This window comes from Ralstonia sp. UBA689, from assembly GCF_002298975.1.
Classification (GTDB): domain Bacteria; phylum Pseudomonadota; class Gammaproteobacteria; order Burkholderiales; family Burkholderiaceae; genus Ralstonia.
In genome coordinates this window covers 59040-79732 of record NZ_DBMV01000024.1, presented here as the reverse complement: position 1 = coordinate 79732, position 20693 = coordinate 59040, and the positions used below count along the sequence as shown (strand labels likewise).

Below are 20693 nucleotides of genomic sequence, written 5' to 3'. Positions count from 1 at the left end.
GCGCAGGCCTGCCGAATTCAACTGCCGAGTGCACCTGCCGCAGCACGCTCATCGTCCTGCCGTGTCGGCGCCGGCCTCGCCTGTTCATCGCGCAACAGCGTCCATACCACGATGGCCGCCAGGATGTCGAACACGGCCAGCGCCACAAACAGCGGGTTGTAGCCAATGGTGGTGGCCAGCGTGCCCACGGCCAGCGAGAACAGCATGCCGCCCAGCCAGCCGGACATGCCGGTCAGACCCACAGCGGTCCCGACCTCGTGCTTGCCGAACAGATCGGAGGTGAGTGTGTAGAGCGCGCCCGACAGCGTCTGGTGCGCAAAGCCGCCGATGCAGAACAGCGCACATGGCGGGCTTGGGCGTGGGAATGGCGACGCTGCGGTCGAGGCGGCCGTCCGGCGTGAAACGGTGGACGAGCCCGGCATCGTTGCCGCAGATCCAGTGGCAGCCGTCGGCATCGACTGCAGCGCCGTCGGGGCGGCCGGGGTGGGCGTGCATATCGATGAAGATGCGGCGGTTGTGCGGCGTGCCGCTGTCGATGTCGTAATCGAAAGCCCAGACGGTCTGCCGGCTCGCGTGCGAGTCCGACAGGTACATCGTGCGGCCGTCGGGGCTGAAGGCCAGGCCGTTGGGTACGATCAGGTCGTCGATGACAGCCTCCATGCGGCGCGCGTTGGCGTCGAAGCGATAGAGCTTGCCAGCGGGCATGCCCAGCACGATCGGCACCTTGCGCGCCACCGACAGCGACGCCCCACGGCGCAATAGCGCATCCGAGATGATTCCGCCAAGGAAGCCGCACACTGCCGGGATCGACGCCACAAAGCCCGCCTTGAGGATCGACATGCCGCGCGCCTGCACGAGGTACACCGGGAACCACGTGATGAAGAAGTACGTGAGCGCATTGATGCAGTACTGCGCGATGTACACGCCCATCAGCATGCGGTTGCCCAGCAGCTGCTTGACGTAGCCGAGGTTCGGGCCTTCGGTCTTGGCCACGCCCGCGCGGTCCATATTGACCAGACCGCCGCCGGCTTAGATGTATTCAATCTCTGAGCGGGTGATGCGCGGATGGTCTTTCCATCGTCTCCTCCTTGCTCCGGCGCCAGATGCGCCGGAGGGGGCGGTGGCCGGGTCCTGTGCGGCCCGGCTTGTGATTGGGCTATTGGTTACTGCTTGCTGCCACTGGCCATCGACCAGACGGTGCAGTTGGAGCGGGTTGGCGTCCTGCAGCGCCTGCGGCAGCAGTTCCGCCGGCAGGTCCTGATAACAAACCGGGCGCAGGAAGCGCTCGATGGCTGCTGTACCGACCGAGGTCGTGCGCGAATCCGTCGTCGCCGGCCACGGGCCGCCATGCACCATGGCGTGACAGACTTCCACGCCGGTAGGCCAGCCGTTGGCCAGGATGCGGCCGGCCTTGCGCTCCAGGATCGGCAGCAACGAACGCGCGATCTCTGTATCACCAGCATCCAGATGCAGCGGGGCGTAGTTTCCTGCCCGATGCATCGCGCATCCTGCGCCTGGCCGATGAGGCAGCGGCCACGGCTCGGCGTGTTGCCACGGGCGCTGCAGGGTCGCTGGCGATCGGGTTTACGGCCACGGTCGGGTACGGGCAACTGCCCTCATTGGTGAGCGCGGTGCGGGCTGCGTCACCGGGCGTGCGGCTGACGCTCAAAGAGATGGTGAGCGGCGCGCAGCTCGCCGCGCTCGACGCGCGCGAGATCGATGTCGGCCTGCTGCGTCCGCCGGTCGAGCATGGCGAACTGACGGCCGTACCGTGCTCACAGGAATCGTTGGTGTTGGCGCTGCCCGAAGCCGTTGCCGACAGTTGGCCGCAACGCCCTTCCCTGCGCGACTGCGAGGGCCAGCCGCTGCTGATGTATTCGCCGTATGAGGCGCGTTACTTCCATCAGTTGATGAGCGGGCTGTTCGAGCGTGCCGGGGTGCTGCCCGACGTCGTGGAATACGTGAGCCAGATCCACTCGATGCTGGCCCTGGTGCGCGCGGGCATTGGCGTGGCGCTGATCCCGGCGGCGGCATCGATGCTGCACTTCGAAGGCGTGGTCTACCGCCCGGTGCGCACCACGCCGGCCAAGCCGGTCGAGCTGTGGCTGGCCTATCGCAAAGACAACGACAACCCGGTGTTCAAGCTGCTGAAGGACACGTTGCAGACGTCACTAACGGGCACCAACTAGCGATCAGGCCGCCAGCGGGAAGCCGGCATCGAAGGTGGATGCCACTTCCAGCCGCCGCTTCAACAAGCCCGCCTTTAGATAGAAATCTGCCGTGCGCTGCTGCTCGGCAACGATCTGAGCGTCGATTGGACGCCACACCGTCTGGCGCCGCGCAAACTGCAGCCGCGCCGCTTCCGGTGCAATGCCGATGATGCGTGCCAGCGTGGCCGAGAAGCTGTCGACATGCTGGTACGACCACACCTGCGCCCGCACCGCACGCTGCAGGAAGTCGCGCAGCGCATCCCGCTTGGCGGCCAGCGCGGCATCCGTGGCGGCCAGATAGCTCAGGCCCGACCACAGCCCGCGCCCGCTCACCAGTACGCGCGCATGCCTGGCGGTTTCCGCCATGGCCGTATAGGGCTCCCAGGTCGACCACGCGTCGACCGAGCCATTGACCAGCGCGAGCTTGGCGTCCGCAGGCGGCAGGAAACGGAAGTTCGCGTCCTCCGGCCCCAGCCCAGCGGATTCCAGCGCCTTGAGTGCCACGAAATGCCCGATCGACCCGCGATTGGTGCCGATGGACTTGCCCTTCAGGTCAGCCGCCGTCTTCAGCGGTGAATCGGGCCGCACCAGCACCGCCGTGCCGTAAGGGTCCGACCGATTGGCGCCGATCAGCTTGATGCGCGTGCCCGCCGCCAGCGCAAAGATGGCTGGCGCATCGCCAATGGGGCCCAGATCCACCACACCGGCATTGAGGGCCTCGGCCAGCGGCGCGGCGGCGGGAAACTCCGTCCACTGGATGTCATAGGGCACACCCTTGAGCGCATCTGCGGCTTCCAGCAGCGCGCGCAGCCCGCCCTTCTGGTCTCCCGCCTTGAGCACGGTGCGGGGTTGTGCAAAGGACAGCGCAGGCACGGCGGCCAGCGCCAGGCCGGATTGCATAAAACGTCGTCGGGAAGTCGGCATCGTGGTTGGGATGAAATTGGATCAATGATTAAAGCCGCCCTTCACATAGCGCACCGGTTCGGCGTCCATGCGGGCGATCAGCGTGTCGAGTCCGCCAGCGCGCGGCGCCTCGGCGTTGCGCGCGGTGGAGGTGCAAAGGAAATCGGCGTCGGACCAGGTGCTGCCGAGCTCACCGCGTGCGCGCAGCCAGCCGTTGCGGTCGGCCAGCAACTGCGTGCCGGAGAATGTTTGCGGCGTGACCCCGGCGATGGCCGCGAAGATGGGCCAGGCGTCTCGCCCCGTGACCACGCAGCGCGCCTGGAACGACCCCGTGAGGGACGGCAGCGCGCCGTCCGGCGTGACCAGCAGCGTCTGAAAACGTGGGTCTTCCAGCGGCAGGGCCGATGTTGCACCGACGGCCACAATCCGCACACGCTGGCCTTCACGCCATGCTGCCAACGGCTTGTCCGGCGCATTGCCGCACCGGACAGACAGCGCAGGCAGCGCCACCGGCTGCGGCCAGCCACCCGCACGCACGCCGCCGCTGGCCGCCAGCACCTTCATGTAATCGAGCACGGCCCAGATGTCGGCATCGCTCAGGCGATTGGCGAAGGCGGGCATGGTGTCCGCACCTTGCGCGTCGCGCATGCCGTGGGCGATGTGCCAGAACAGCTCGCCGTCGGCCCGGCGGCCGAGCAGCGGGCCAACGACGGTCGGCGGCCAGCGCGTGAGCGTGGCGGCCAGCGGGCCCTCACCCCGGCCGTCGGCGCCATGGCAGCTCGCGCAGTCGGTGCCATAGACGCGCGCACCTTGCGCGATGGAGGCCAGCGAGAACCCGGTGGGGCTCGCATGCAGACTCGTTGGCACAGCGGAAGACAGCACCACTGACGATGGCCATGGCGCCACGACCAGCAAGCCAGTCGCTACGCCAAGCAACACCGCGCGCCAACGGCGCACCAACAATGCAGCGAGCACGGCCGCCAGCGACAGCGCCACGGCAATCAAGGTCATGCCCAGTTGCCGAGCCTGGCCCAGATCGATCAGCAAGGTCTCGCCAGCGATGCGCACAGCCCAGGGCCAGGCCGGTTGCCCGTGCACGTCGCCCGTCAGCCCCACTGCGTACCAGAGCGTCAGCACGCCCTGCTGCGCCCATTGCACGAAGCCGAGCAGCGCATTGAGCCAGACCGTCGGCGGCGGCCCACTCATGACAGCACCATCATCATGAAATGTCCTGCGATCGCGCTACCAGGTTTCTCCCAGGCCCAGGTGGCCGAGCGCCTCGTGGCGTAGCGCATTCAGGCGCGGGTCGCCCCGATGGCGCGGATACGGCAGGTCCACCGTCAGCTCCGCCGCGATGCGTGCAGGGCGCGGGCCGAAGATGATCACGCGCTGGGCCAGAAACAGCGCCTCTTCCACGTCATGCGTGACCAGCACGGTGGAGAATCGCGCGCGCTGCCACAACGCCACCAGTTCGCTCTGCATGGCCAGTCGCGTAAGCGAATCGAGCTTGCCCAACGGCTCGTCCAGCACCAGCAGTTCCGGATCGTTGACCAGTGCGCGCGCCAGCGCCACGCGCTGCGCCATGCCGCCCGACAGTTCATGCGGAAACGCGCGATGGAAACCCTTGAGCCCGACGCGCTCCAGCGCATCGTCCACGCGGTCGCGCTCGGCCTTGAGCACGCCGCGCGCCTGCAGACCGAGAGCCACGTTGTCCCACACGCGGCGCCACGGATAAAGCGTCGGGTCTTGAAAGACAACGACGCGTGACGGATCAGGCTGCGTGATCGGCGCATCGTCCTGCAGGATGCGGCCGCGCGTGGGCGCTTCCAGCCCCGCAATCAGGCGCAGCAACGTGGATTTGCCGCAGCCGCTCGGCCCCAGCAGCGCGACGAACTCGCCGGGCCGCACAGTCAGGTCAACATTGTCGAGCACCTGCAGCGGGTTGTCGCGGCTGCCGAACCAGTGGCTGACGCCCTGCACATCGATGCGCGCCCCCTTGGTGGACGCTGGCGCCTGAATGGGCGCCTCGGCCTCGTGTTCAAGCACGGCTACCATTTGAGCGTTCCCTTCTGCCAGACCAGCGCACGGTCACGCGCCTTGAACAGCAGCGTGATGATGCTGGAGAACAGCAGCGCCATGACGATCAGCGCCGCATACATGTTCACGTACGAAGCCCAGCCCTGCGCCCACGTCAGATACCAGCCGAGGCCTGATTTCACGCCCATCATCTCGGCCGTCACCAGCACCGTGAACGACGCGCCCAGCCCCATGAACAGCCCGACGAACACCTGCGGCAACGCTGCCGGAATCGCCACGCGCAGCACCAGGAAAGCGTTGGAGGCGCCCAGCGTGCGCGCCACGTCGTAGTAACTCTTGCTCACGCCCGCCACGCCAGACCATGTCAGCACCGCCACCGGAAAACCCGCCGCCAGCGCAATCAGGAAGGCCGCTGCCGAATAGCTCGACGGGAAGAAGTAGAACGTGATCGGCAGCAACGCCGTGGCGGGCAGCGGCCCAACAATGCGCAGAACCGGATGCACCCAGTAGCCCACCGCACGTGACCAACCGATCGAGACGCCCACCAGGAAACCCGTCAAGGCCCCAAGCGAATACCCGAGCCCCAACAGCTTGAGCGTATTGAGCACGCTCTCGCCCAGGCGCGCCCAGTCTTCGGTGTAGACCTCGATCAGCGCCTGCGGTGGCGCGAAGAACGGCGTGGGCAGGACGCCCGATTTGGCCGTCAGCGTTTCCCATGCCGCCAGTACGACGGGCACGGCGATCAACCACGGGCCGGCCGGCTGCAACGACGCCTGCACCGGGCGCAGGGGTGCGACGTAGGCACCCGCCAGCGCCAGCACGAACAGCGCAGCGCCGGCCAGCAGCGCGGCGACGCCCAATTCCGCAGTGAACGTCCAGTCGCTGAAGCCGACCACATGATTGGGCCAGCGCCAGGTGAGCAGGCCGAAGGCGGCCCACGCCACCGCGGCCGCCACGCCGATGCGCCAGACGCGGCCGCCCGCAGCGGCACCGGCGAACGGGTGAATCAGCGCGCCCGGCGCCTCCAATGTTTGAGGGATGGTGCTCATGTCGATGCGCTCCTCATGTGCTCTTGTCAGGCGAGCACGTTGACGTAGACGTGCTGCGCGAGGCGCTGCGGGTCGGTCGTCTTCTTGATGACGCCGATGCGGCGGAAATCCTCGGCGAAGAAGGCGATCTCGTCGCGCAGGTCGATGCCCGTCGGGTGGTGGGTGTAGGTGAGCGTGGCGTAGAGCTTGCGCAGGTCTTCCAGTGGCACCTTGGGCGAATACTTGGCGAACACCTTGGCGGCTTCGTTCGGGTTGTCGTTGACAAAATCGGTGGCCTGCACGATGGCGCGCGCCAGCGCCGAGGCCGACTGCCGATCGTTGCGCACCAGCTCGCCGCGCGCGCCGATCACGCAGCAGACCTTGCGTGCATACTCGCCCGACAGGTTGGTTGCCAGCTCCACGTAGGCGCCGTTGGTGCGCTTCTCCAGCAGGTAGAGGTTCGGGTCGCCGTCGGCAATAGCTTGGATCTCGCCCTTTTCAACCGCCACGCCCAGCAGGTCGGCCGGGTACTGGCGCCAGGTGATGTCCTTGTCCGGGTCGATGCCGTTCTTGGCCAGCAGAATCGTGAAGAAATGCTTGCCCGGCGCGGCCAAGTCACTCACACCCACGGTTTTGCCCTTGAGCGCGGCCAGGCTGGTGACGCCCGCCGCCTTCGACCCGATCAGCCGCACGCAGCCGCCGTGCGAACTGCCGATGATCTTCACGTCGAAGCCCGCTTCCAGCGGCTTGAGCCAGCGGTGGATCATGCCGACCGCCGCATCGGCCTTGCCGGTGGCGATGGATTCCAGCAACTGGGCGGTCGAACCACTGTAGTTGATCAGGTCGACCTGCAGGCCGTTCTTCTCGAAGAAGCCCCGTTCCTGCGCCACCACAATGGGTGTCAGGCAAAAGGCATTCTGGTTCCACGCAAACTTCAGCTTGCGCGGCTGCGAATAGGCTCTGCGGCCCAGGATCAGGGCCGGTGCGGCCAGTGCCGTGGCGGCTGCCGCGTGCAGCACCTTGCGGCGCGAGATGCCCGCATTGTCTTGGCTCATTGAGTGCTCCCCGTATGGTGATGCGTTGGATGTGTTCTGTTCAGTCCAGCACGTCGGGCTCGGCGGCGACGAGGCCTGCATAGAGGCTCTCGAAGGCGTGCAGCGCGCCTTCCGGCCCGCCCACCTGGCTGTGCGTGTGCCGCGCAGTGGCGGCGTCGATTGGTTGCGGCATGCCAGCCGCTTCGGCCAGCAATTGCGTGTGCGCCGCGTTGTCCAGCGCGATGTACCACCACGCCGCGGCTTCCACCGTCAGGCCCGCGGTGAGGATGCCGTGGTTCTTCAGGATCACGCCCTTGTGCGTGCTGCCATCCGGTTTGCGGAGTGCCTTGGCTATGCGCTCGCCTTCGCTGGCATCAACCACCATGCCGGTGAAGTCATCGAACAGGGCGTGGTCTTCGTAGAAGGAGCACGCATCCTGTGTCAGCGGATCGAGCGGCCGGCCCAGCGTCGACCACGCCTTGCCATACGTCGAATGTGTATGCGCTGCCGCCACGATGTGCGGATGCGCTTCGTGGATCGCTGCGTGGATGGCAAATGCCGCCTTGTTGAGCGGCCGGCTGCCGACAACCGTTTCGCCGCGCGCATTGACAAGCAGAAGATCCGACACCTTGATGCGCGAGAAGTGCACGCCAAGCGGGTTCACCCAGAAGTGGTCCGGCAGCTCCGGATCGCGCGCGGTGATGTGCCCGGCCAACCCCAGGTCAAAGCCATGCCGCGCAAAAATGCGGAAGGCACCCGCCAGACGCTCCTGCCGGTGACGGCGCTCGGCCTCGATGGACGGTCGCGCAGCCGGCGGGTCGAACCAGAACTTCTGCTGTGGCGCGGGGTTCAGTGTGAGCGCGGCAGAAGCCGGGCGCCCGATGGAAATGACGGCGCTCATGCTCCTGCCCTCACGCCGCCTTGCGTTGCGCGTCGCGCTGGGCAACCAGCTCGCGCACACGCGGGATGAGCGTGCGGCCGTAGTCAACCACGTCTTCCAGCGGATCGAAGCCGCGGATCAGGAACGTGGTGACGCCCAGGTCGTAGTAATCGAGCAACGCGTCGGCCACCTGCTCGGGCGTACCGACCAGCGCGGTGGAGTTGGAACGCCCGCCGGTTTCCTTGGCAATGGCCGTCCACAGGCGTTTGTCGACGCGCTCGCCCTGCTCTGCTGCTGCCAGCAGGCGGCGTGCGCCTTCGCTCTGCTGCGGGCCGCCACGGCTGTAGCCCTGCTGCACGCGCAGTGCGCGGGTACGCTCCAGAATGCGCTCGGCACGCGCCCACGCTGCATCTTCCGCCTCCGCCAGGATCGGCCGGAACGACACGGAAAAGCGGATGTTGCGTCCATGCCTGGCGGCTTCTGCCCGCACGCGCGTGGTCAGATCGCGCACCTGGTCGAGCGATTCGCCCCACAGTGCGTACACATCGGCATGCTTGCCAGCCACCTCGATCGCCACGTCCGACGCCCCGCCAAAGTAGATCGGCACGTGCGGCTTCTGTGCAGGCTTCACCTCCGAGAAGCCCTGCTCGAAGCGGTAGAACTGGCCTTCGTGGTCAAACGGCTTGGCCTCCGTCCAGATGCGGCGCAGGACGCCGAGGTATTCATCGGTGCGGGCGTAGCGCTGGTCGTGATCGAGGTAGTCGCCGTCGCGGCGTTGCTCGCTGTCGGAGCCGCCCGAGATGAAGTGCACGCCCAGGCGTCCGCCGGTGAACTGGTCGAGCGTGGCGATCTGCCGCGCGGCCAGCGTCGGGTTGGTAAAGCCCGGCCGATGGGCCAGCATGAAGTGGATGCGCTCAGTCAGCGCTGCGGCATACGAAATCGTCAGCGTGGCCGATGGGCCGGTCGAATGGTGCGGCACCAGGATGCGATCAAACCCCGCCTGCTCGTGCGCCTGTGCAAAGGCACGCACGTAGTCACGGTCAACCACCGGCCCGTTTGGATCGGGTGGATGGATTTCCGACTGTTTCTGGCTCTGGATCATGCCGATGAAATCGACGCTCATGCTGGCTTCGCTCCGCATATGGTTAGAAGACTGGCGAGGCTTGCTGCACGTTTGCTAGTGCGCTGCACCCGCCGTGAATGCGAATGAAGTTACGTCACCGTCGGCGTTGCGCTAACGAATAAATTCAACGCTGCATATTCGGCATCGGTCGTTCGTCGTGCGCTGCAACGCAGATACGCTGTGTGGCAACGTCACTTGCTTCAAGCACTGCATCGCCATGTCGTCCGCTCCTTTGCATCGCCTGCCCACGCCGCCCGAGCGGCTTGCCGAAGTGCTGCCCGCGATCACGCCGCAACTGGCCGCCACGGCCGCCGAGCACGATGCGCACGGCACATTTGCACACGACAACTTCGCGTTGCTGCATGCTTCGGGGTTGATCGCGCAAGTCGTTCCGCAAGCGCACGGCGGCAGCGGTGCCAACCTCGCAACGGCACGGCAGATCATTGCGGCGGTGGCCTATGGCGATGCCGCCACCGCGCTCGTGCTGACGATGACCTATCTGCAGCACCGCGCCATCGGCCGGGCAGACACACGCTGGCCTGCGCATGTGCGCCGGCAGGTGTTCTCCACGGCATTGAACGAAGGCGCGCTCATCAACGCGCTGCGCGTGGAGCCCGATCTCGGCACGCCGGCACGTGGCGGCCTGCCGGCAACGGTGGCCACCCGCACGGGCAACACTTGGCGCATCCGGGGCCGCAAGCTCTACAGCACCGGCAGCCCGGCGTTGCGTTGGCTGTCCGTATGGGGGCGCACCGACGAAGCCGAGCCGCGCGTCGGCATCTTCCTCGTGCCACGCCCGCTGCCAGACACGCCCGGCATCCGCATCGAAGAAACCTGGAACCACCTTGGCCTGCGCGCCTCGGGCAGCCACGACGTGGTGCTGGAAGATGTGGAGATTCCGCTGGACCACGCGGTCGACATCCGGCCCGCCGCAGAGTGGGCTACGCACAGTGCCGCACAGGCCGATACCGGCGCGCAGCTCGATCAACAAGCGTGGATGACCGTACTGCTCGGCAGCCTGTACGACGCAGTAGCGCAAGCCGCACGCGACTGGCTCACACAGTTCCTGAACACACGCGCACCGGCCAACCTCGGCGCGCCGCTGGCGACACTGCCGCGCATGCAGGAAGCTGCGGGCGATATTGCCGCCGCGCTGCGCACCAACCGCGTGCTGCTCGATCACGCAGCAGAGGTGGCCGATGCCGGCATGCCCTTGTCCATGACCGACAGCGGCCTGCTCAAGTACACCGTCACCACCAACGCCATCCGCGCTGTGGAACTGGCGCTGCAGCTCTCGGGCAATCACGGCCTGTCGCGCCACCACCCGCTGGAGCGCCACTACCGCGATGTGCTCTGCAGCCGCATCCATACCCCGCAGAATGATTCGATCCTGTTGGCGGCCGGCCGCACTGCACTTGGGGTTTAACTAGACGCCGGCCATCCCGTCCCGCAAGATAGCCTCATACCTCACATCCCCCAATCAGGAACCCGCCGATGAGCACGTCTGCCGTTGCTGCCGACCCTGCGCAAGCCCAGTCCATCGCCCCGCTGCGTGACTTCGTGACGGCACTCTCGCGCCTGCTCGACCAGCAGCCGACCGAAGCCGAGATCCTTTCGCGCGCAGGCGCCCTGCTCGGCGCCCTCGTTGCCCGCGACGACTGGCTGCCGGCCGAATATGCGCAACCGCATCCCGAACACTTCCAGCAATACCTGCTGCACGCCGATTCGGGCGAGCGCTTCTCCATCGTCAGCTTTGTCTGGGGCCCGGGCCAGCGTACGCCCATCCACGATCACACCACGTGGGGCCTGATCGGCATGCTGCGCGGCGCGGAATATTCGCAGCCGTTCAAGCTCGACGCGCAAGGGCGTCCGCAGGCCGACGGCGCCGCCATCCGCCTGGAACCCGGTGCGGTGGAACACGTCTCGCCGCGCGTGGGCGACATCCACCGCGTGTACAACGCATTTGAAGACCGCACCTCGATCAGCATCCACGTGTACGGCGGCAACATCGGCGGCATCCATCGCTCCGTCTATACGGAAGGCGGTGAGCGCAAGCCGTTCATCTCCGGCTACTCCAATACCCATCTGCCCAATCTCTGGGACCGCACCAAGGACACGTCAGCATCATGAGCACCGCCAACGCCATCGTCGAAACGGCCGCGTCGCCCCTCGCTGCGCCGCTGGCCGACACCCACGTGCCCACGCTCACCTACGCCGACGTGCGCGCTGCCCTGCTGGCCAGCAAGGAGATCGCGCTGGTGGACGTGCGCGAAGAAGACCCGTATGCGCGGGCGCACCCGCTGTGGGCCGCAAACCTGCCGCTCTCGCGGCTTGAACTGGAGGCGTGGTCACGCATTCCGCGCCGCGATACGCTGATCGTCCTGTACGGCGCGCATGATGGCGTGGACTTGGCCCCGCGCGCCGCCGCCAAGCTGACCGAACTTGGCTACACGCGCGTCTATCTGCTCGATGGCGGCCTGGATGGCTGGCGCGCCGCTGGCGGCGAGCTGTTTCAGGATGTGAACGTACCCAGCAAGTCTTTCGGCGAATACGTGGAGGCGCAGCGCCACACGCCCTCGTTCAGCGCGCAGGAAGTCAAGGCGTTGATCGATGCCAAGCGCGACGTGGTCATCGTCGATGCGCGCCGCTATGACGAATTCCAGACCATGAGCATCCCCACCGCGACCAGCGTGCCGGGGGCGGAGTTGGTCTTGCGCATCCGTGAGCTGGCGCCCGACCCGACCACGCAGGTCGTCGTCAACTGCGCCGGACGCACGCGCAGCATCATCGGCACGCAATCGCTGGTGAATGCAGGCATTCCCAACCCGGTGGCGGCGCTGCGCAACGGCACCATCGGCTGGCTGCTGGCAGACCAGGTGCTGGACCACGGCGCCAGCCGCCGGCATCCGGAAACCGTTTCCGCCAAAACCCGTGCCCAGGCGCAGGCCGATGCCCGTGCCGTGGCCGAACGCGCCAATGTGCCGCGCATTGCGCTGGCCGATGTCGCCACGCTGGAAGCGCCTGAGCGCACGCTCTACAAGCTGGACGTGCGCACGCCAGAGGAATATGCCGCCGGCCACCTGCCCGGCTTTGCCAGTGCGCCCGGCGGTCAGCTCGTGCAGGAGACCGACCACACCGCAGCCGTGCGCGGCGCACGCATCGTGCTGGCCGACGACGACGGCGTGCGCGCCGACATGTCGGCCTCGTGGCTTGCGCAGATGGGCTGGGAGGTGTACGTGCTCGATCCGGTCGATGCGCGCGAGCGCAGCGTGACCGGCCCATACCAAACACCCGTGCCCGCATCCCCGGCCGTGCGCACGGTCGATGCCCGTGCGCTGTCCGGCTGGCTGGATGCCGGCAACACCGCCGTCATTGACGTCACGCGCAGCGCCAACTACGTGGCGCGGCACATTCCGGGCGCATGGTTTGCCGTGCGCTCCGACCTGCCCGCTGCGCTCAAGCGCATTCCGCCCGCGCGCCGTTACGTGCTGACCTGCGGCTCCAGCCAGCTTGCCCGCTTTGCCGCCGTTGATCTGGCCAAGCTCACGCAGGCCGAAGTCTGGGTGCTCGACGGCGGCACGGCGGCGTGGGTGGCGGCGGGCCTGCCCGTCGAATCGGGCGAGAAACGCCTGGCTTCCGAACGCATCGACCGCTACCGCCGCCCCTATGAAGGCACCAGCGCGCCGCGCGCTGCCATGCAAGGCTATCTGGACTGGGAGTTCGGCCTCGTGGAGCAACTCGGGCGAGATGGCACCCACGGCTTCCGGGTCATCTAGCCGGTCACCGGCATTTGGAACCCCGACCTCGGCGTTGTGAACGCGACGGCCCCGGGTTTTGGACCGCGCGGCTGTGGTCTGGAACCTCGCTATCGACGTTCCGAACCCGGCCATTGCGGTTGAAAACGCCACGGCCTCGGGCTTTGAACCCGGCCATTGCGGTCCGGAACCCGGTCGCTCGTGTTCCGTACGCAACGGGCGAGGTTCTGAACGCAAGGCTCGGCGTTCGGGACGCAAGGGCCGGTGTTCCCAACGCGGTGGCGCGCCATGCTCACTTGCTTGCTAACGCCACTCACAACAAGCGATAACAAAACTCGTTTTGCGCATCAACCGGCCTTGAGTAGCATCGGGACTTGCTCGCCGAGGTCTCGCCATGTCCCCCTTCATCGCCCTGTGCCTGCTCATCACCTACGTGGTGTGGGGCACAACGTATCTCGCCATCCGCTTTGCGCTGACCGACTTGCCGCCCTTCCTGATGATGGGCTCGCGCTTTCTGGCAGCGGCCTTGCTGCTCGCCCCCGTGGTCATCCTGCGCCAGCGCGAGCGACCAGACTTTCGCCCAAGCTGGCGCCAGGTGCGCAACTGCGCGCTGATCGGCGCATTCATGCTGGTGGGCGGCATGGGCATGACGGCGGTGGCCGAACAGACCATCTCGTCGGGCGCCACCACGGTAATGATCGCGTCGATGCCGCTGTTCTCCACGCTGTGGACGCTGCTGGCGGGCGGCCGCCTGCGCGGCTACGAGATCGGCGCCATTGCGCTAGGCAGCATCGGCATTGCGGTGCTGTTTCGCGGCGCGGAATTCCAGGCCAGCACCGCCGGCGTGCTGGCGCTGACCACGGCCATCGCGTCGTGGTCGTTCGGCTCGCAGTTCTCCAAGCGCATCGACATGCCCAAGGGCATGACCGCATTCGTTCTGGAGATGGCCTTTGGTGGCGTGGCGCTGGTGCTGCTCAGCCTGATCGTGGGCGAGACATGGCCGAAGCACATCGGCATGCATTCAGCGCTCGCGTGGGGCTACCTGGTGGTGTTCGGGTCGGCCATCGCCTTTACGGCCTACATGGCGCTGGTGGAGCGCGTGTCCACCGTCATGGCAACGAGCTATGTCTACGTCAACCCACCGATTGCCCTGCTGATGGGCGCATGGTTGGCCAACGAACAGGTTGCGCCGCAGACGCTGGGGGCGACTGCCATCATCCTTGCCGCGGTGGTTGTGCTGACAGCGGGTGCCACGCGCGCTGCCCGGCGAGCAACCGCCTGAGCCTTACCCTGCCAACGACGAAGGCAGCGAGTCGGAAGACGCGGCCTCGTCGTCCGGCTCGCCGTTCGACACCGCATCGCCGCCGCGCTCCAGGCGCTTGAGCCATGCGATCAGCGGCTCGGCCTGCAGCGGGCGCGAGAACAGGTAGCCCTGCCCCAGATCGCAGCCGGCCTTGCGCAACAGCGCGAGTTGTTCAGGGTCTTCCACGCCCTCGGCCACCACCTCCATGTTCAGGTTGTGGGCCATGGCGATCACCGCACCGGCAATCGCCTCGCCGTCGCCGGGCATGCGTTGCACGAAGCTGCGGTCGATCTTGAGCTTCTGGATTGGGAAGCGCTGCAAATATGCCAGCGACGAATACCCCGTGCCGAAATCGTCGATCGACAGGCTGATGCCCGCCGCGTGCAGCGATTCAAGCAGCGCGATGTTGGCCTCGATGTCTTCCATCAGCACGCTTTCGGTAATTTCCAGCTCCAGCAGGTGCGGCGGCAGGCCGGTCTCGTGCAGCACGTCCAGCACGCTCTTCACCAGCCCCGGATCACGAGCCTGCCGGCCCGACAGATTGACGGACACGCGCAGCGTGAGATCGTCCTCGCGCATCCAGCGCGCGGCCTGCTGGCACGCCGTGCGCAACACCCACAGGCCGAGCGGCACGATCAGGCCGGTCTCCTCGGCCACGGCGATGAACTCGCCCGGGCCGATCACACCGATCTCCGGGTGCCGCCAGCGCACCAGAGCCTCCACGCCATGCACGTGCATCGCAGGCAACGGCAGCGGCTCGCCATCCGCCGCCTTTTTTTCCACCTCCAGCGCCTGCAGGAGGACCTGCGGCTGGAACGTCAGGAGCAGCTCGTCACGGTCGAGCGCGCGGCGCAGGTCGGCCTCCACGCGCAGGCGGCGTCGCGCCTGCTGGTCCATCTCGGACGTGAAGCTTGCGGCGGCATTCTTGCCACGATTCTTGGCGTAGTACATCGCTGTATCGGCATTGCGCGTGAGCACCTGCACGTCGCGCGCGTCGTGCGGATACAGGCTCACGCCCACGCTCGCCGTCACGTAGATCTGATGCAGGTCCAACGCAAACGGCGCGGCCAATGCGGCCAGGATGCGCTTGGCCAGCCCGTCGGCCAGCGTGGCCGCCTCCGCATCGGCAATCACGGCACGTCCTGACAGCTCGGCGATGACGGCAAACTCGTCGCCACCGATGCGGCACAGCACGGCACGCAGGTTCGCCTGTTCGATCACGTCGTTCAGGCGGCGCGCGACCTGGCGCAACAGCCGGTCGCCATTGTTGTGGCCCAGCGTATCGTTGACCACCTTGAAGTTGTCGAGATCCAGCAGCAGCAGCCCCACCGCGCCGGTCTGGCCCGCGCGCTTGAGCGATGTCTGCAGGCGCTCGTTGAAGGCATGCCGGTTGGGCAGTTCGGTCACCGAATCGATGTGGGCGAGATAGTCCAGATGGGCCTCGGCCTGCAGCACCGCGCGACGCATGCGGGCGATCACCAGGTAAGCGACGCCCATCGCACCGATACCGACCGACACCGTAAGGACCGCATAGCCGAGCAATTGCATGTACAGCTCGGACAGGCTGGAGCGGATGACCACATAGCCGATCACTCGGCGCTCGGACTCCACCGGCTCGACCACCTCCAGCGTGGTCAGCGTGGACACGTCGGCCTCGCGCAGCATGGCAGCGTCGGGCGCCTGCACGGATGCCGCATCGCCGTGCTGGTACAGCGCCAGGGGCTTGCGCAATGCCGTGAACACACCCGCGGCGCGCAGCGACGGTGATGAGCCCAGCGCGCCCAACGTCTCATCGGCAGCACGCCGGTCATTGAAGAGCAGCGCCGCCACGCTGTTCGCGCCGATGATGCGTGCCTGCACATGCACGTCTCGTACGAGCGCCGCATGCAACGCGATGAACTGGAACACGATGAGCAGGAAGCCGGCAATGCTCAGTGCCGCCCCCGCGCCGACCATGTTGGCCCGTACCATGGATTGCCCCAGCCGGGGCCGGTGTGTCATCAGCGGCAAGTTCATCGCACGCTCCTTGCCAGGCGCAGCAGTTGCGAGCTGATCTGCAGGCCAGCCTGCCGCGCCGCGCCCGCGTCGATGTCGAACACCACCCGGTTGTCCTGCAGCGCTAGCGCAATCATCGGCCCGGAGCCGCCGGAGCCACGCGCCCCCTTGCCGCTGTCGGAAACCGTCAGCACCGGCGCAGCCGGGTCCGGCCGCACACTGGCCGACGCATGCTCGTCGAGCACCAGCACGTGGCAGCCGGCAGCCGTGCCATCATTGATCTTTCGGATTTCCAGCCGGTGTCCGCGCACGGGTTTTCCTGTCAGTTTTTCCAACGTTGCCTGCAGCGGTTGCTCGGCAGCCACGCACAGCACCATCGGAGCATCAGCCAGCATCGCGTCGGAGGGCCAGGTGGTGAACAGCGCAAAGTTGTAAATGAAAGCCGCCTTGACCTGCACCTCGCTGGCCTGCATCTGGGCGTGCGTGGCCCGCACCCACACCGCCCCCGCCAGCGCGAGGCTCAGCACCGTGCACAGCCGGCGCAGGCGCTGGCCTGAAGCACGTCGAGCGGAGGCATGCAGAGCGCTCATCGGAAGGTGTAGGTCAACTTCAGGCGAAACGTACGGCCGTCCTGCACGATGGACGTCTGCGGCACCTCCGGGCCTGCCGGATCGGCATAGCGCCGGTCGAACAGGTTGTAGACACTCGCGGACATCTCCAGATTGGGCACCAGCCGGGCCGCCAGCAAGGTCAGGTTGGCAATCCAGTAGCCGCCAACGCTACCCGACGTTGTCAGCCGGTTGCTGATGTATTGGGCCTCCACCCCCGCGCGGCAGTCGTCGCGCCACACCGGTGTGGACACGTTGAGCTTGAGCATGTGACGCGGTGAATTCGAGAGCGTCTGATCGCTATCGGCATCCTCGGAGTGCTGAAAGCTGTAGCTCGTGCGCAAACGCGTGCCGCCCGGCCAGTTCTGTTCGTAGCCTAGCTCGGTGCCGCGCGTGCGCACCCGCGCCACGTTGCTGAAGACCAGCAGACCCGTGGTGGGGTCTTCGCTCTGGCTGATCAGGTTGGAGACGTTGTTCTGGAATACCGACAGCGTGGCCTTGCCGCCAGGCCCCATCTGTTGCTCCAGCACCGCTTCGTATGTGCGGATGCGTTCAGCGGACAGCCTCGTATTGACCTGCTGGCCGCCCGGCGAGCTGGTCTGGTAGTGGAGCTCGTAGTCGTTGGGCGAGCGGTACGCCATACCGTAGATCGCCTTGACGGTGGTCGTCGGGGCGGCGCGCCAGATCAGGCCCACGCGCGGGCTGAAGATGCCCGGCACGAAGCTGGTGTGGTCGTAGCGCAGGCCGCTGTCCAGCACCCAGTCCGTGGCCAGCGCGAACTGGTCCTGCACGTAGAGGCCGACGCGGTTGTTGCTGCGGTGGTCATCCAGGTAGCTGAAGTAGGGCGTGACGTCGAAGTTGCTCATCGCGTCACGGTAGTCGCGCTGCAGTTCGGTGCCGGCCACGAGTGTGTGTCGCTCGATGCTGTGCGTCACGAGCTTGAGTTCCATGCCGTACCAGGCGGAGTCGAACCAATCACGGTTCACGGTCACGGGCGGAGTGTTATAGACGTAGTAGCCCTGCGACACGTAGCGCCCCCAGTACAGGCGCGCAGACACATCCGTGGCATCGTTCAGCGCGTGTTGCCAGGTGCCGTTCAGGATCTGCCGCGTGTCGATGGTGCGCGAGCGCGGATCGCCGAAGAGTTGATCGTACGGCGCGGTCGGCACGCCCTTGGTGCGGTCGACATAGCCGAAGGTCAGGCCGAATTCGCCAAAACTGCCCTTGGCGAACACGCGTTTGCTGCGGTCGAAATCCATGCCGCGCGCCACACCATCGCTGATGCCGGGCTGGTTGAACTCGCCGAAGTACAGATCGCGGCCCGGGGCATCATCCACGCTGGCAGACAGCAGCCATTCGGCGCCGTTCTCCGCGCGGTTGCCCCAGGTGACGCGGCCCTCGCGCGCGTTGGTGCTGCCTGTGCTGCCGCTCACCTGCACACCGCCAATGTCGCGCGCGCGCTTGGTGACGATGTTGATGACACCGAACAGCGCATTCGAGCCGTACACGGCGGAGCCCGCCCCGGGCACGAACTCCACACGGTCGATCAGGTCGACGTCAAGCATGGCTTCCGTGCCGACGGCCGCCTGGTCGAAGATGGAATCGTTGGTGCGGTAACCGTCGATCAGCAGCAGGAAGCGTGTGTCGTAGTCGCCCGGACGCAGAAAACCGCGCGCGCCAAGCGCAGCGTAGTTGCGGTCATAGTTCGTGTAAAGCCCGGGAAGGCTGCGCAGGATGTCGGCCAGCGTGCGCCAGCCGTAGGTCTTGATGTCATCGGCAGTGATGACCGACACGTTGGCGGGTGCTTCATTGATCGCTTGCGCGTACTTGGAGGCCCCGGTGACAACCTGCACCTGCATAAGCTGCTCGATGGGCAACTCGGTCAGATCCGTCTCCGCCCGCGCAACCGCCGGCAGCAGCAGGCACGCCAGAGCAAACATTTGCGTACGGTGTTTCCCTCCGGAATGCTGAAGCTGTGGAGAGGCAGCACGCAAGCGTTCTCGGAAGCCCCGCGCAAACGCGCAGGCAGTTACAACAATGAGCGACATCAGCTGACCAGCAGAACCGAACACGTCTCTCATGGACGTTCATCGGGATTTCGATAGTTCCGCCTTAAAACGGAGCACTGGCGCGGTTCTTTAGCCCGCTGTAGGCGGAATGACACAATTGCGCGCTTATGCTGGCGTCAATCCAGTGGCTAGCGGCGGCGCTTGCGCAAGCGCTCGATGGCCGCCAGTTGCGCAACTGCCTCGGCAAGTTCTGCCTGGGCACGCGCGTAGTCGATCTTGCTCTTGCTGTTCTGCATCAGCTCTTCGGCTTCCTTGCGTGCCTGCTGTGCCTTGGCCTCGTCCAAGTCGCGGGCGCGCACGGCGGTATCGGCCAGCACAATTACCTGTTCGGGTTGCACGTCGACAAAGCCGCCGGCCACAAACAGCAGCACCTCTTCGTCATTTTCCTGGGTGACGCGCACGGTGCCGGGCCGCATGCGCGTGAGCAAATGGTCGTGGCCGGGCAGGATGCCCAGTTCGCCCTCGGTACCGGGAATGACCACGAACTTGGCGTTGCCTTCGTACAGCCGCTCTTCCGCCGTCACGACATCGACCTTCAGCACCGGCATGGTGTCTCCTGTATTGCGCGCACTGGCCCACAAGGTAGCACGATGTGCGCCCGGCGCCCTACCCCCGCGCCCCCAGGTTCGCTCATCTAGCTCACGCTATTTTGTCAGGCGCGTGGCAGCGCCCGCTGGTTGCCCCGCGATGCCTGCCCCGGCCGTAAGGTTTCACAGTATGTAGCTGTAGCGTCATAAACGCTGTCTAGACTGTGCGCTTGATCACAAAACAGAAACACAAGCATGCTCGGCGATCTGCTGATGTCGTTCTTCGAGGTGGCTCGCCAAGGCAGCGTGACAGCCGCCGCCAAGCGCCTGCGCCTGTCGCAGCCCACCGTGACCGGGCGCATCCGCCAACTGGAAGAGATGTACGGCGTGGAGCTGTTCCACCGGCGCGGCAGCCGACTGGATCTGTCGGACCTGGGCGTGAACCTGATGCCCATCGTCGAGCGCCTCGCGCAGCAGGAAGGCGACGTCGATTTCCTCCTGCGCAATGCAGGCGACCTGCGCACCGGCAACCTGCGCGTGGGCGCTACCGGCCCGTACTACATCCTGCCCAGCGTGGCAGCCTTCCGCGCCCGCTACCCGACCATCGAGATCACCATCGAGTTTGGCAACTCGCAGCAGATGCTGGAGGCGCTCTCGGAGGTACGCATCGACCTGGCCGTCTCATCGCACGCGGTGGACGACGAGCGCCTGCACCGTATCACCCTGGCCGAGGACACCATGGTGCTTGTGGTGCCGCTGGACGACCCGCTGGTGCGCCGCCCGCATGTCACGCTGGATGACGTTGCCCGCTGCCATCTGCTGATGCGCGAGCCGGGTTCCGTCACCCGCCGCGTGACTGAAGACGCCCTGGGCAGTGCCAGCATCGAGCCCGCCAGCATGAGCATCATCGGCAGCCGCGAGGCCATCTACGAGGCAATCAGCCTGGGCCTGGGCTGCAGCATCGTCCCCGCGCGCGAGGCACCGCGCCGGCCCGACGTGCGCGTGCTGCCGTTTGCCGCCAACGCGCCGGTCATCCACGAATACCTGTATTTCCTGAAAGAGCGCAAGGACGCGCGCCTCGTGCGCAGCTTCCTGGATTGCCTGGACAAGCAGCCCCCCAAGAAGAACGCCGATGCCTTCATCGCCAAAGTTCTGGCGATGGACACAGCCGCGACGCGTTGAGGCGGCATCCTCGCGTTTTTTCAACCGTTGCCCCAACGC

17 protein-coding genes and 3 pseudogenes are annotated in these 20693 nt (G+C 66.4%); 6 read left to right on the top strand and 14 right to left on the bottom strand.

Annotated elements, in window-relative coordinates:
* Positions 1–17 precede the first annotated feature (17 nt).
* From B4F51_RS11585 to B4F51_RS11575, 3 genes and pseudogenes are all read right to left on the bottom strand, one after another.
* Positions 18–422: an MFS transporter gene (locus B4F51_RS11585; RefSeq protein ID WP_296225832.1), complete on the bottom strand. Its 405-nt coding sequence runs from the start codon at positions 420–422 to the stop codon at positions 18–20.
* Positions 394–1074, bottom strand: a pseudogene (locus B4F51_RS24645) (SMP-30/gluconolactonase/LRE family protein); the annotation flags it as partial. The pseudogene B4F51_RS24645 and the gene B4F51_RS11585, both read right to left, overlap by 29 nt.
* A 102-nt stretch (positions 1075–1176) precedes the next feature.
* Positions 1177–1479, bottom strand: a pseudogene (locus B4F51_RS11575) (aldehyde dehydrogenase (NADP(+))); the annotation flags it as partial.
* Between B4F51_RS11575 and B4F51_RS11570 the strand changes: the two are divergent.
* Positions 1470–2189, top strand: a pseudogene (locus B4F51_RS11570) (LysR substrate-binding domain-containing protein); the annotation flags it as partial. The pseudogenes B4F51_RS11575 and B4F51_RS11570 overlap by 10 nt on opposite strands.
* 3 nt (positions 2190–2192) lie before the next feature.
* Here B4F51_RS11570 and B4F51_RS11565 read toward each other — a convergent pair.
* From B4F51_RS11565 to B4F51_RS11535, 7 genes are read right to left on the bottom strand one after another with little or no spacing between them, the layout of a single operon-like run.
* Positions 2193–3134, bottom strand: coding sequence for an ABC transporter substrate-binding protein (locus B4F51_RS11565; protein ID WP_296225613.1), 942 nt, complete (start codon positions 3132–3134; stop codon positions 2193–2195).
* Between the two features lie 21 nt (positions 3135–3155).
* Positions 3156–4319 (bottom strand): c-type cytochrome, encoded by a 1164-nt coding sequence (locus tag B4F51_RS11560; protein ID WP_296225611.1) that lies wholly within the window; start codon positions 4317–4319, stop codon positions 3156–3158.
* 36 nt (positions 4320–4355) lie between these two features.
* Complete coding sequence (locus tag B4F51_RS11555) at positions 4356–5168, bottom strand: ABC transporter ATP-binding protein (RefSeq protein ID WP_296225609.1); 813 nt, start codon at positions 5166–5168, stop codon at positions 4356–4358.
* Complete coding sequence (locus B4F51_RS11550) at positions 5162–6199, bottom strand: ABC transporter permease (protein WP_296225607.1); 1038 nt, start codon at positions 6197–6199, stop codon at positions 5162–5164. Before B4F51_RS11550 ends, B4F51_RS11555 begins: the two co-directional genes overlap by 7 nt.
* Positions 6200–6225: 26 nt before the next feature.
* Entirely contained in the window at positions 6226–7233 is a 1008-nt protein-coding gene (locus B4F51_RS11545) for an ABC transporter substrate-binding protein (RefSeq protein WP_296225605.1), read from the bottom strand.
* A gap of 40 nt (positions 7234–7273) precedes the next feature.
* Complete coding sequence (locus B4F51_RS11540; protein WP_296225603.1) at positions 7274–8113, bottom strand: class II aldolase/adducin family protein; 840 nt, start codon at positions 8111–8113, stop codon at positions 7274–7276.
* Positions 8114–8123: 10 nt separating this feature from the next.
* The gene (locus tag B4F51_RS11535) at positions 8124–9215 is read right to left on the bottom strand and encodes an LLM class flavin-dependent oxidoreductase (protein ID WP_296225601.1); all 1092 of its coding nucleotides are present in this window, start codon (positions 9213–9215) and stop codon (positions 8124–8126) included.
* A 217-nt stretch (positions 9216–9432) separates the two neighbouring features.
* On the opposite strand from B4F51_RS11535, the gene B4F51_RS11530 reads away from it, so the two are divergent.
* From B4F51_RS11530 to B4F51_RS11515, 4 genes are all read left to right on the top strand, one after another.
* Positions 9433–10641 (top strand): acyl-CoA dehydrogenase family protein, encoded by a 1209-nt coding sequence (locus tag B4F51_RS11530; protein ID WP_296225599.1) that lies wholly within the window; start codon positions 9433–9435, stop codon positions 10639–10641.
* Between the two features lie 68 nt (positions 10642–10709).
* Positions 10710–11345 carry a cysteine dioxygenase gene (locus tag B4F51_RS11525; RefSeq protein ID WP_296225597.1) on the top strand — a complete coding sequence of 212 codons (636 nt, stop codon included), beginning with the start codon at positions 10710–10712 and terminating at the stop codon, positions 11343–11345.
* Positions 11342–12991 carry a rhodanese-related sulfurtransferase gene (locus B4F51_RS11520; protein ID WP_296225595.1) on the top strand — a complete coding sequence of 550 codons (1650 nt, stop codon included), beginning with the start codon at positions 11342–11344 and terminating at the stop codon, positions 12989–12991. The genes B4F51_RS11525 and B4F51_RS11520 overlap by 4 nt, the downstream gene beginning before the upstream one ends.
* Positions 12992–13364: 373 nt before the next feature.
* On the top strand, positions 13365–14252 hold the full coding sequence (locus tag B4F51_RS11515; RefSeq protein WP_296225593.1) for an EamA family transporter: 888 nt from the start codon (positions 13365–13367) through the stop codon (positions 14250–14252).
* A 3-nt stretch (positions 14253–14255) separates the two neighbouring features.
* Here the strand turns inward: B4F51_RS11515 and B4F51_RS11510 are convergent, their stop codons facing one another.
* From B4F51_RS11510 to B4F51_RS11495, 4 genes are all read right to left on the bottom strand, one after another.
* A complete protein-coding gene (locus tag B4F51_RS11510; protein ID WP_296225592.1) occupies positions 14256–16289 on the bottom strand; it encodes a putative bifunctional diguanylate cyclase/phosphodiesterase in 2034 nt (677 codons plus the stop codon).
* Positions 16286–16858 carry a YfiR family protein gene (locus B4F51_RS11505; RefSeq protein ID WP_296225590.1) on the bottom strand — a complete coding sequence of 191 codons (573 nt, stop codon included), beginning with the start codon at positions 16856–16858 and terminating at the stop codon, positions 16286–16288. Before B4F51_RS11505 ends, B4F51_RS11510 begins: the two co-directional genes overlap by 4 nt.
* On the bottom strand, positions 16855–18816 hold the full coding sequence (locus tag B4F51_RS11500) for a TonB-dependent receptor plug domain-containing protein (RefSeq protein ID WP_296225588.1): 1962 nt from the start codon (positions 18814–18816) through the stop codon (positions 16855–16857). Before B4F51_RS11500 ends, B4F51_RS11505 begins: the two co-directional genes overlap by 4 nt.
* A 257-nt stretch (positions 18817–19073) precedes the next feature.
* Positions 19074–19493, bottom strand: a complete 420-nt coding sequence (locus B4F51_RS11495; protein ID WP_296225586.1) for a F0F1 ATP synthase subunit epsilon — start codon at positions 19491–19493, stop codon at positions 19074–19076.
* Between the two features lie 234 nt (positions 19494–19727).
* On the opposite strand from B4F51_RS11495, the gene B4F51_RS11490 reads away from it, so the two are divergent.
* Positions 19728–20654 carry a LysR substrate-binding domain-containing protein gene (locus B4F51_RS11490; RefSeq protein WP_296225585.1) on the top strand — a complete coding sequence of 309 codons (927 nt, stop codon included), beginning with the start codon at positions 19728–19730 and terminating at the stop codon, positions 20652–20654.
* Positions 20655–20693: the final 39 nt, after the last annotated feature.